Annotated in this window: 7 protein-coding genes; 2 read left to right on the top strand and 5 right to left on the bottom strand. The window is 35.6% G+C overall.

All coding sequences use genetic code 11. The features are described from left to right. Position 1: 1 nt before the first annotated feature. On the bottom strand, positions 2–2005 hold the full coding sequence (locus WAO84_RS13795) for an AMP-binding protein (protein ID WP_340066511.1): 2004 nt from the start codon (positions 2003–2005) through the stop codon (positions 2–4). 112 nt (positions 2006–2117) lie between these two features. Further along, positions 2118–2645: a UpxY family transcription antiterminator gene (locus WAO84_RS13790; RefSeq protein WP_340066510.1), complete on the bottom strand. Its 528-nt coding sequence runs from the start codon at positions 2643–2645 to the stop codon at positions 2118–2120. Between the two features lie 1922 nt (positions 2646–4567). On the opposite strand from WAO84_RS13790, the gene WAO84_RS13785 reads away from it, so the two are divergent. Together WAO84_RS13785 and WAO84_RS13780 are read left to right on the top strand one after the other, a co-directional pair. Beyond that, positions 4568–4978 (top strand): hypothetical protein, encoded by a 411-nt coding sequence (locus WAO84_RS13785; protein WP_340066509.1) that lies wholly within the window; start codon positions 4568–4570, stop codon positions 4976–4978. After that, positions 4965–8246, top strand: coding sequence for a CHAT domain-containing protein (locus tag WAO84_RS13780; protein ID WP_340066508.1), 3282 nt, complete (start codon positions 4965–4967; stop codon positions 8244–8246). The genes WAO84_RS13785 and WAO84_RS13780 overlap by 14 nt, the downstream gene beginning before the upstream one ends. On the opposite strand, the gene WAO84_RS13775 is transcribed toward WAO84_RS13780, so the two are convergent. From WAO84_RS13775 to WAO84_RS13765, 3 genes are all read right to left on the bottom strand, one after another. Then, positions 8247–9071, bottom strand: coding sequence for a hypothetical protein (locus WAO84_RS13775; protein ID WP_340066507.1), 825 nt, complete (start codon positions 9069–9071; stop codon positions 8247–8249). Between the two features lie 468 nt (positions 9072–9539). Then, entirely contained in the window at positions 9540–10208 is a 669-nt protein-coding gene (locus WAO84_RS13770) for a LuxR C-terminal-related transcriptional regulator (RefSeq protein WP_340066506.1), read from the bottom strand. Beyond that, positions 10205–12235 (bottom strand): tetratricopeptide repeat protein, encoded by a 2031-nt coding sequence (locus tag WAO84_RS13765; protein WP_340066505.1) that lies wholly within the window; start codon positions 12233–12235, stop codon positions 10205–10207. The genes WAO84_RS13770 and WAO84_RS13765 overlap by 4 nt, the downstream gene beginning before the upstream one ends. Between the last annotated feature and the right edge of the window lie 238 nt (positions 12236–12473).

The raw sequence follows: 12473 nt of genomic DNA, 5'->3' as shown, positions 1-12473 counted from the left end.
ATTATATAATAATTTCATTTTCAGAAGACTGATTATTTTTTAACCAAAGCATGTTTTCGAGAAGCCTGGAAAAACCACCAAGGGTATGTGCCTCAAAAAGTGTACTGGCATCCAAATTCATCTCCAGATCGCTATTTAAATAATTAATAAGTTCTACAGCTCTTACAGAATCTATGCCCAACTCGGTTAGTTCGGGGTCGTATCCGGGTGAAATGGTAAGTTGCTGCCTGGTTTTAGATTCTATGAGGCTTATAATATATGCCTCGATCTCTTTGGGATTGGCACCAGGCTGTATCTTCTGAATATTTGGTACAAAGCTTTCTTTTGTATCATCAGACTTTTGTTTGGAGGCTATATTTGGCAACTGCCCTTCTTCATAAAGTATTTTGCACTTTACCCGCTGCAGCTTACCGCTGGTAGTTCTGGGTATTTTAAGCGGTGTGGTTAGGATGACATCATGCGGAATGAGTCCAAATTCTGAAGACACCAGTTTTTCAATATGTGTAAGGGTTTGCCGGTGATCCCGGTTTCTTACAGCTCCTCTTTTTAGTTCGGCAGCAATTACAAACTTTGTATCGTCTATACCGGTATTAAATACAGCTACACCATGTGTCTCTATTTCAGGTAAGTTTACTGAAATGGACTCTTCAATATCGTACGGATAGTAATTACGGCCTCTGATAATAAGCATTTCCTTAATGCGGCCACTTACAAACAGTTGATCTTTATGAAAAAAACCAAGGTCCCCGCTTCGCAAATAGCGTTTTCCATTTACAGTAAGAAATTCCTTGTTATTCTCTTTTCCCCAGTAACCGCGTGTAACGCTATCACCGTAAATACAGATCTCACCTTCTTGTAGCTCCTTACAAATCTTATTTTCTCCGGGGGAGACTATAATGACTTCCATGCCTTTTGCTACTTTACCGGAACCTACCAGTAGTTTAGCACCACTTTTACTTCTCTCATCCTGCTTTTGATACGTTATGGGTCTATCTAAAGGATCTTTAACTCCTGAGACCAGTAACGTAGCTTCGGCCAGGCCATAACAGGGATAAAAAGCTTCTTTTGCAAATCCTGCTGACTCAAAATGTGATGAAAAACGACGAAGTGTCTCTTCTCTTACTGGTTCCGAACCATTATAGGCAACTTTCCAACCGGAAAGATCCAGTTGACGGGCTTCTGAAATAGTAGTCTTGTCAACACAAAGGTCATAAGCAAAATTAGGGCCTCCACTATGCGTAACTTTAAAGTGTGCTATTGCTTTCAACCAGCGTGATGGCTTTTGCATGAAATGAAATGGAGACATGAGTATGCAGCTGCACCCACAATATATGCAGTGAAGAATATTACCAATGAGCCCCATATCATGGTGAAACGGCAGCCAGGAAAGTATAACAGATTCCCGGGTAACGCCAAAGGCATTCCTGATAAGGAACTGATTATGCATAAGGTTTTCCTTGCTTACCTCTACTCCTTTAGGGGTTCCGGTTGAACCTGAGGTATATTGAATAAATGCTAAATGAGAGGAAATAGAAATAGTGGAACTGGAGGGCCCTGGATAGTCACGAGGCCAGGAAGATGTTTTATCTACAGATAAAACATGGATCTCATTTTTGATGAGGATCTCGTCAAATATCTTTAGAACAGCAGGTTCAACAGATGAAGATGTAAGGATGAGAGAAGCTTTAGCATCTTTTGCCAATAGTTGCATTTTAGTCCTTTGCCTGCTACCCTTATTAAAAAATACGGGAACAGCAGTTATATCTGCATACTGGCATGCCAGAAATGCAGGAATAAAATGCTTAACATCCTCAAAAAGCAATAAGGCTCTCTCATGCCGGGATCCTGTTTTACGGAGTAGTGTACCCAATTGTTTTACCTTCTCAAAAAGAGTTTGGTAAGACCATTGTTCTTTAACATGTTCTCCATTTTCCAGAAACAGGAAAGCAGCCTTTAGCGGAGATTCCGCAGCATGAACCTTAAGAGATTCTATTATGGTTTTCATTGAGCTTTTTTGAGAAAAGAAACATATGCGAACACGCTTAAAATGTTTTTTTTCTTAAATAATGGTGAGCTTGATTTGAACAGAATGTTTTGAAAGATCCTGTTTATAAATTTTACGAGGCTTTTACAGTGACAGGATGCAGATAAGCCCCTGGTACTGAAGCCATTATTACTTGATTGATCGCTTCGATCCTTACGGAAATGGTGTTCTTGTTATTTACCCGTATCACTTCACATTCCAATCCTCTGAGAGCCCCAAAATCTATTCGCATTTTTTGGCCAATAGAAGGCATGCTATGCAAGGCCTGAATATCTGAGGCACCTTCCAAATTAAGAAGTTTTCGGATAATATTCATTTCTTTCTGGGTAACCCGAGCATAGCCATCTGTAAACTGAAGATAACGAAATACTCCATTAATCGTTAAAGGTTTGTATAGATCCTTAACCGAGGAAATATATACAAACACATAAGTTGGGAAAAGGGGCTTCATCACTTTCTTTTTACGGTCACTCCATTGACGTATCGTAGTTACTAAAGGCAGAAAGGATTCTAATCCGAGCTCTTTTAAACGTTCATCAATTCTCTTTTCATGCTGAGGCTTCACGTAGAGTACGTGCCAACCGTTCACAAACATTTTCATTAAAATCAGGGTATTAAATTCGCAACTAATTATGGCTTCGCCTATCCGAGTCACACTGCTACAGTTGCTGGTCGAACTTTTATAATACTTCCGTGGATATTCCCAAAAGTAAAATGTGGTCGAAATTAATAATTTTTTTAAAAAAATTAAATTATTTCTTACCTATTTAATAAAATATACGTACAAATAATATTAAGTTTTTTACTTAACTGTAAATATCATTTTATTTAAAAATTTATTAACGTATTTCTTGTTAATAAAATTATGTACATAGCCAGATCACCTTTCACTTCTTAATGATACATTTTTACCATTATCACCAGTTCTGATTAAACGTTTTACCTTTGAAATATCAAAAGTTAACGCCTAAAAGGTGCTTTAAAAACAAAATGTGTTTTCAAAGTGCTACTAAATCGAGGTTAATTGTTATGAAGGTTGATCTACTATGTAAAGGTAAGATTTTACCCAAAACACAAAAGAAAAATCGTTAAAAAATCGTTGAATGAATAGTTTTGATAATAGCAAAAACAACAGAATTATGCTCAAATAAAACCCGGACTATCTTTTAGTCTTTTTTTAAAAATACAAGGCTAAATATTTGATTATCAATTATTTGAAAATTCATATTTTGATATGAAATTCTCAAAAAATTTACGCGATCGTGTCCTTAATATCTACTTGCCGTTACCCAAAAAAGCATTTATAGTTCTTATGATTACTTTAACTCTTCATTTCTTTTTTACTATATAATTTTACGGTTATCAAACACCTAAACAACCATAAAGGCGCAAATGAAATTATCTTGAAATTTCTGAGAGCTTTGTATTCTGTTTTTTTTTGAGTAGTGTATTAAAATGAAAGAAGCACGGCCCGGCCGGTACTTATAATTAAGGCCGGTGGATGCCGTGCTTTGGTATCAAAAGAATGAACAGCTAATTCAAATAACAAAACTTGAGAAATCAAAGTTTGTTAAGATCCTTTTGATAAAACTGTGTTTAAAAACTTTTTTCCTTACAAACCTAGTTGAACATAGTATCAATCCTTACTATAATAGCAATTTAATACGTAAGAACTTTTGGTTTCCAGCCACTGCTATGTTTTATCTGCTAAAACAAATACGATTTATGGTAAATAGATATTTTATTATCATATTGGTCATAAATATTCTTAGCGGAAAAAGTTGTCGGTATTTTAAAATAATGATTTCTAAAAACATGTTCCTTACCTTTCAAAACCTCATCATCTATTGTAGATGCAGAACAAAAGCCTTGACAGAGTTTAACATTTGCTCTCTTACATACTCTTTTATAATAAAAGTCTATCATACAACCCATTAAAAACAAAATATTAGCTCGTAACAGGCCATTACTTACTTGAGACATATGATAGTTTTAGGGGTGTTTTTTCAAAAATACGGGATTTTTGTACATTAATTATGCTTTTAATGTAATATAACTGTTAAAAAAACAGCAATAGTACCTGTGCTACACGATAAACAACTCAATTTATGAGATTTATCAAAATCAAAATTGCAAAATTTAACACTTATTAAAATAGTAGCACTTATGCATCACATATATAGCTCCTTATTAATGGAGATCTGTTATTAAGTTATGTGTTACGATCCTTTAAAATCCAAGTATAATCATCAATATCATTGAGTAACTGTATGGTAAGCTTACCTGATAACGAAGATGTTATATCTACTAAATACTTTTAAATCAAGAAAATGGAATTAAAAACTCTTTCTTTTCCCTTTTTCTATATGTTTTTGCAGAATTTGATAACTAAACACCATACTCCAAAATGTAGGTTTTTTCTTTCAGTGTTTTTACTGATTTTGTTATAATTCCCCAAATATTTATAAAAATACCACTACCTTATGAGCATTATGGCATAGTCTTAAAAAAACGAAAAATAGCATGGCAAACTCTATTGAAAAAAGAGAAGAGAAAACATTGATATCCAGTGATTATCTTTCAGACTTAGAAATTACATCTGCACTACGGGAAATAAATATACGTACTCAAGTACTCTCCGGTAAAGAAGATACACGTAATGATCTTCATCCCGTTCTAATGGTTGCTTTAATCTCCGTTACGGCTTCCAGTGGCGTCAGTATAGTTCAAAATGCTATTATTCCCATGGTAAAAGCTTTAATAAACAGATACAAAGCCACAAAACCTGAGGGACTTATCATTATTGAATTTCCTTCTGTGCGGGCAAAATTTAAATTTGATCTCTCTCCTGAAGATTTTGAAAAACAAACTGAAAAAATAAAAGACCTTTTCGGTAATCCTAAAATTTTTATTACAAACCATGAAGATAACTAAAAATGCTTTTTCTTTATTGGAGAACATTTTTTTGACGGGAGATTATAAACAGTTTACAACGATTTATAACGATTTAAAAAAGCCTATATCAGACCGGGTTCATTTTTTAGCTCTTCAGGTATTTAATACTATAGAAGATGAAGAAACAATAAAAAAAATACACGATACTCTCAAAAAATCAGAATCAAAAACAAGTAGTGCACGTGCAGAACTATCTGTTAGCCTTTACAACTTTATAGGAGAAAAACTCTCAAGGTCAGAGGGCAATCGCATATGTACAACGTGCAAACTCCTGGCCAAACAACATGAGGGTACAGATCTTGCATTTTTTGCTCTTAAGACAAAAATAAAAGTAAAACTTGCTCTCCTGAACCAGGGGTTGATCGATACAGATTATAAGGAAGAAGTAATAGAAGAAGGGCTGGAACTATACAAAGATTACAAAAACACTTTAGATAAAGAAGCCTCCTCCCTACTTCTCACCATTATCAATCATACAGCTATAATGCCCAAAGCGGATCTTAATAAAGGGATGCAGCTATTAGATGATTATCTTCTGAGTAGTGGAAAATCTTCAGAAGATCCATTGTACCATGTTCCATTTTATCTTAAAAAAACCCAACTTTCGTTAAAAATCATTCATTATGACCGGTTGTACGACCCTTCAAAACTTCCTGATTTTGTAGAAAGCCATTTAAATAAAATAAAGGATGATGGATATTTGGCAGCAAAAGCCAAGGTTTTTGGAATTTACGGATCACATTTATTAGAACTTGAACACATCGAAGGAATAGAATGGCTGGTAAAGGCCATTCCGTTGCTCTGGAAACTGGGCCATTTAAAAGATGCCTATATTTATGAAAATACCTGTTTAAAATGGTTGGAAGAAAGACATCAGCTAACCCATCTGGAAAACTTCAAAAAGAGGATTAGTCTTCCTGAAAAAACCTTTAGAAGGTCAATTACAAAAGAAATAGATATCCTTAATAAAGCGCATCAATATTTTACCGAAAGTGATTATTATGCCAGTGAAAAAATAATAAAGGATACCCTTCAGGAGTTAAAAACAGAAGGAAACAAAGTACATTTTATCAGTTTATTAGTTAACAGTGCTTCAAAAATAAAACTGGACACTAATGATTTTCTTACTGTAATTGATGAAACCCTTGAATCCCTGAAGCCCATCAAAAAATCGATTCTAACCGCCCAGTTGTATTCTTTCAAAAGTATTTTGGATAAAAACGCGCCCAACGATCATTATTCAAAAGCAATTAGGATTTTTAAGGATTTAGGAGCATCTGATGAAGTTGTCACTCAATTACTGAACAGTTTTTCCTATCAGGTTCAGGTGCAAAAAAGAAATAAAAAGAAAATTATTACCGAAGATAGTATTGCCTGCCTGAAAGAAGCAGACACCTGTCTTTTAGATAAAAAATGGATCAAGAACAGATATTCTTTAAGAGGAAAGTTATTTCAAATATACGCTTTTGCCTTACATCTGGAAGGGCAATTTGATAAAGCACTGCAATCTTTAAAAGAAGCATTACAACTATACGAAAAAGCAGGGCATTTAGGTAGTATAGCTATAAATACGCATCACCTGAGCGGTGCTCTTATGGAACTGGGAAGAGTACGAAAAAATATTCATTATTATGAAGAAGCAAATACGCATGTTTTAAGAGCGTTGAAAATACTGGAAAATGGAAACTTAACTGACTTTATCTGGAGACTAAAATTTCAGGCAGCTTTAAGTTATTGGGAACCTTTACAAAGATATCTGGTTAATGACGATCAAATCCTTTTTTATAAAACAGAAGCTGAAAAATTCTTTAATGCTTCTCTGTTTACGGCTCAAAGCCGAATTAAAAAAACGGGCACCTTAGAGATTTCGAGAAATCTTGAGGCTGCTATCAACCTTCAGAGAGATATCAAACAACTTATCTTTTCCGGCTTTTATTTTTTCCTCCACTACAAAAAATTTAAAAATTGTATCGAATGGTTAGAAAATGTTAGGGCCAAATCCCTGCTTTATTCCATCGCAAATAAAATTAAATCAGGCCAGGAAACAAAAAATCATCCTTTGTTGATTGAAGAAGATAAAATATTGATGTCTATTGCTTGCTCCTCTTCCATTCAGGAACAGAGAAAATGGGAAGAAACGCTTAAAGATCTGTATTATGAAATGACGGAAGATCCGACACTTCATCAATATGCCCACAGGAAAACAGAAACAGTTCCTTCTTTTAATGAGGTTGTATTTACTATTGAAGAGAATGAAAAAGAATTAAAGTCCGCTAAGATTTTTTTTATATACTATTATATCCACCAGGATCAGTTATATGCTTTTGGAATTCATTCAGACACCCCTGAGCCTTTATTCTCTAAAATTCCCATAGCCGTTCCCGAACTTAGGGAAGAGTTATTCACTTTTTCTCAAAAAATGTCAATAGCGCGGTTTGAGGATTTGAGGCCCAAAGAAAGTTTCTGGACACAATTCAGCAGTTTGATCAAACCTCTTGAAAAATGGACAAAACCTAGTGATATTATTTGTATTATTCCTTACGGGATACTTCAAAACCTTCCTTTTCATGCCCTTTTATTAAATGAAAAGCCTCTTATTACCAGAAATCCTGTGTTTTACAATTCCAGTTTAACCAGCTGGGAATACCTTCAATCTAAGACGAGAGAAAAAGATCTTTTTAAGAACGCATTTGTGTTTGGCGACCCCGAACAGGATCTTGAGGGGTCTGTAGAAGAAGTAAAAAATATCTCCTATATTTTTAATACAAAACCCATTGTTGGGGAAGAGGTTCACAAAGAAAAGTTTATTCAGGCGCTGGATCAGGCATCTTTACTACATTTCGCCGGGCACGGGGTTTTTGATAAAAACAGAGGCTTTTTATCCGGAGTCAGGCTTTATAATAATGAATTCATTTCTGCAGAGGAGATCATGAACAGAAATACCGTAGCTTCTTTTATTGTACTTTCCTCTTGTGATACGGGGCGTCAGAAGAATCATCCGGGAGAGGAATCCATAGGGCTGATCCCTTCCTTTCTTGCCGCAGGCGCAAGTACGGTAATGGCAGGTTTATGGCCTATGAAGGATAAAGATGCCAAAGATTTTTTTCAATTATTTTACGAGAGAATTAGTGAAGGTATGCCTAAAGTCATAGCATGTCAACAAAGTATGATCGAGCTTATGAAAAGGCCCGAAAAAGCCCATTTTTATCATTGGGCCATGTTTTCCCTGAATGGAAAATGGCAATAACTATAAAGATTCTTCTTTATATAATTTTATCAATTTGCCTCTAAACTCTTTTTGAATAGCCTTTTCAAGACTCATTTTATCAGGAACCGATATAAAAAAAGGACGTATTTTACCTAAACCCTCATAAGACTTTTTTGTTCTGTTCTGTTTATCATGCATTTGGTTAAGTTTATTGCTCATAACATTTCGGAGAATAGGTTTCAACCTGCTGACACCAAAGTAATTGATATAGTTCCTGATATCCATATAAAATTCTTTATCCAGAACAGCCTCAAGATTTTGGGTTTCCAATACTTTTAATTGCTTTTCCAGATATGTGATACTCCTTTCCAAGATTTGTGATTTCGAATTTTCTTCTCCTAAGTTTTTTTCTCGATAGGTACCATTATTTATTTCTTTAACCATTGGATTAGCAAAGTGATACACTCCTTTTTCTACATCCTTACAAGGAGTATATTTTTTAAAAAAAGCATCCTGAATATCTTTATTTTTTTGATAATACTGTTCAATTTCATGTGTATGCTTATCAATATATTCCCAGAAAGTTGTTTTAGGTGTATTCGCCTCATCAACAAGCCACTGTACTAACCTATCCAGATTAATTATCTTTCTGTTCCCGGGGTGATCTTTAAAAGTAAAAATTCTTCGTAAAGTAGACCCAGAGAATGACTCGTCTACCTGAAGTACAGCTTTAATATCGTTGGCTATAATTGCGAAATCTTTTGTATTCAGTGGACGGCCATGAAACTCTTCTTTTTCTACATGATGAATTAAATAAAAGAGGCCCTTTATTTCTTCTTCGGTTTTTATCGTTTCTTCATTCATATATATTCCTTTTTTTGATCCGTGCAATTTCATGAAACTACCATCTTTCAGACTGTCAGGTAATTACAAATACTTTTACACCAGATCACTTTAGATCTCGTCTTGCGCAAGACACGATAAACAAAATGAATTAAAAATCGGATCAGAAGAATCTGTTTGCTAGCAACCGGTTCCCGAGATCCATAAATCGTGTCAATTATGAAGTCTATTTGTAAATTTAATTTAATCTTATTAGCTAGTTCAATTATTTTTTTTAGTTCTTGTAGTTACGAGGATGACTATGAGGCCTATGAAACTGATGTTCAAATTCAGGCAAACGGAGGTAGCACTACCACACCTCCCACTCAAAATCAGGATCCTGAGCCTTGTGCAGATCCCGATCCAGAGAATTGTCCTGAATAAGACTCCAGACCTTTCGCATATTTAAATATGAACTCTTGCAGGCAGCCCGTTCCGGAACGGGCTGCCTTATATCTTATTAAAAGGCGGTGTCGTTGCCTTGTAATCTTCCCGGTATGCACTTTTGTATTGAATGTACATACTTACCAGTTCTACCGAATTTTTTGCAAAAAAGCGTTCACATAAGTTCCTGATATGCGATTCTACGGTCTTGGGGCCTATAAACAACCGGGCAGCTACCTCTTTTTGGGTATAACCTTTACTCAGTTCACTCAATACTTCTTTTTCCCTCGCCGAAAGCTTTAGCCACCGGCCGGCCTGAACCATATCTGCTACATTGGGATCTATATACTTCATCCCGGCATATACTTCTTCCAGAGCGGTAAACAATTGTTGTACTGATAGTTTTTTATCAATATACCCATCTACTTCATAATCATTTATCAGCGTTTCATAGTGATCTACTTTGGCATGCTGGGTGAGTATAATGATCTTTACTTCGGGGAAAAGGGCTTTTACTTCTTTGGCTATTTTGAATCCGTCATAATGGGCATCATCAAAATTGAGATCCAGTATGATGATATCGATCATACCCGTTCTCAAGGTTTCCATAATAGTCGTATAGTCATGAGACAAAATGGTTTCTTTTACCATAGGGTTATGTGACAATAACTGCTCCAGGCCTTCTGAAAACACCACAGAGTCATCTGCAATAAGTACGGTTACTTTAGTATTCATGGTAAATGCATTTTTAAAGGAAATTCTAATTTGAGTTCGGTGCCTACGGACGTTTGAAAAACCGAACAGATACCCTGTAAGAGGCGTGCCCGCTCTTTTATATTAAAAAGGCCGATGCCCTCACGATTCTCATCGGCAAGGCCAATGCCGTTATCGGTCATGGTAAAACACATAATTTGTGCAGCATCAATTTGATGGGAGATCACTACCTCGGTAGCTTTAGAATGCTTTTCTATATTGTTTAGGGCCTCCAGCAAAATGGCGTAAAAGTTAGTCTGGGCCTCGGGCCTCAGGTCATTTAACACGGTGGGGATCTCATCTTTGATCGTTACCAGTATTTTGCGATAGGTCTGAAACTCGGTAAGTTGGGAAATAATAATTTCTGATAGTGAATACTTTTTAATTTTATGGTCTAAAGGCGATAACCGGTGTGAAAGCAACCGCATTTGATGATTGACTTCCTGGATATTATTGGTGATCTCAGTGGCTAGCTTATCTTTTTTTTCGTCTGTTGACAGGGAGAGCGCCTGTACTTTTAAGCGGATACCATCCAGGCTGGTGGCAATAATATCATGAAGGTCCTTACTTATAACTTCTTTTATAGTATCCTGCCCTTTATACATGGCTTTTAATTGTGCAATGGCCTGTTTGTTCTTTAAGGTTTTTTGTCGTTGCTGTAACAATAAATAGGCAATCATCATTAATAAAAGGAATAGCACTAATATGGCGAGTAACAGGTTATTGGTTTTTATTCTTTCTCTTTGTTTATTAATAAGTGCTTCACTTTCCTGGTTGAGCAATGTGAGCCTTAAATTTTCATTCTGTGCTTTTTCTGTTTCATATTGTTCCTGAATATTCTGTATGGCCTCTACCTGTTTGGCATTAAACACTGACTGATACATGTCTGAATATTTTTTTTGGAAATCAAACGCCTTTTTATAATTACCGGTTTTGTAATGATAAAGCGCATTTATTTCATGATTTCTATAAACCGCTTCCTGATTCTCTACTTTGTCTAGTACAGAAGATGTGATCTTTAAATAGCGTCTGGCGGCTACCAGGTCATTGTTTTCTATCGCCAGCAGAGCCAGTTCATTACCATTGTATAAAACGGATATGGTATTGTTCTGCTCTGTATTTATGGTTAATGCTTTCTCATAGAAAGAACGGGCACTTTCCAAATCTCCCCTTAGGTAATGCGTGACTCCTAAATTATATAAAGTAGAAGGGTATCTTGCCGTTCTTTTATCAACCAACTCCAGTGACTTTTCGTAATAAAACAAGGCAGAATCATAAACTTTTCTGGTTTTATAGGTATTAGCAATATTATTATAGCTCATGGCAATACCTGTTGTATCTTTTACCAGTTCCTGATAATTTAAAGCAGTAAAGTAATACTCCACAGCTTTTGCAGTATCCCCAAGGGCATCCTGAATTTGGGCAATGGTATTATTAACGGTTCCCAGCTTTTTAAAGTTCCCGGTTTGGGTATATCCTTGATCTGCCAGTAACAGACAGGTAAGTGCTTCTTCGTATTTCTGGTAGTTTTTATAAATAATTCCCGCATTTAAAAATGCGTTATAAGCTTCTTCTCCCGGTTTTTTCTCTTTATAGATCACCAGTGCCTTTTGCAGGTAGTACAAAACACTGTCTTTTTGTTGAAGCTTGCGTTTTAAAAGGGCTATACTCTGGTATGCATACGCTGCCTGTAGTGATAAAGGGCTTTCTTTTGTACTCTTTAAAAATTGAGAAACGGCTTCTTCATAATTTTTCTGCCTGCGCAACAGCTTCCCCAGTTCATTGTGTACATCTGCTTTTTTTTCAGGGTCTTTCCGTTTTTCAAGTAAAGGCAATACGCGGGTATATACTTCAAAAGCCTGGTTATAGTGTTTCTCAGTAACAAGGCTGTCTGCAGTAGTCATTAGCTTATCAACGGTGGCCTTATTCTGTGCATGTAGTGCAAAGGGAGCATACCATAGCAGGAAAACCCGTAAGGATCTCTTTAAGAAAATACATACCTGTTTCATATTTCTAAAATAAATAATATTGGAAGGGGAATCCAAGTAGGATCATAAATTTAAGGAAATTCCCTCATTGAACTACATCTTAATATTCAATAATATTACACTGTAACCCAGAGTGTAAAAAAAGGTTTTTATAAAATCCTATAAAAGCATTCTCAATTATCACCCTGCCCCTTTTCAGATACTCTTTACTCAAGCCTTCTGCGGATGAATGATATGTAAACACCAAAATCAGTATTGA

It is taken from the genome of Ascidiimonas aurantiaca (assembly GCF_037646345.1).
Lineage (GTDB): Bacteria > Bacteroidota > Bacteroidia > Flavobacteriales > Flavobacteriaceae > Ascidiimonas > Ascidiimonas aurantiaca.
The sequence above is the reverse complement of the archived record's forward strand: the minus strand, read 5'-3'. Positions and strand labels throughout refer to the sequence as shown.

Bases quoted from the DNA above. Each gene is read 5' to 3' on its own strand.
- WAO84_RS13795 (WP_340066511.1), bottom strand. From the start codon at position 2,005: ATGAAAACCATAATAGAATCTCTTAAGGTTCATGCTGCGGAATCTCCG.
- WAO84_RS13790 (WP_340066510.1), bottom strand. From the start codon at position 2,645: ATGAAAATGTTTGTGAACGGTTGGCACGTACTCTACGTGAAGCCTCAG.
- WAO84_RS13785 (WP_340066509.1), top strand. From the start codon at position 4,568: ATGGCAAACTCTATTGAAAAAAGAGAAGAGAAAACATTGATATCCAGT.
- WAO84_RS13780 (WP_340066508.1), top strand. From the start codon at position 4,965: ATGAAGATAACTAAAAATGCTTTTTCTTTATTGGAGAACATTTTTTTG.
- WAO84_RS13775 (WP_340066507.1), bottom strand. From the start codon at position 9,071: ATGAATGAAGAAACGATAAAAACCGAAGAAGAAATAAAGGGCCTCTTT.
- WAO84_RS13770 (WP_340066506.1), bottom strand. From the start codon at position 10,208: ATGAATACTAAAGTAACCGTACTTATTGCAGATGACTCTGTGGTGTTT.
- WAO84_RS13765 (WP_340066505.1), bottom strand. From the start codon at position 12,235: ATGAAACAGGTATGTATTTTCTTAAAGAGATCCTTACGGGTTTTCCTG.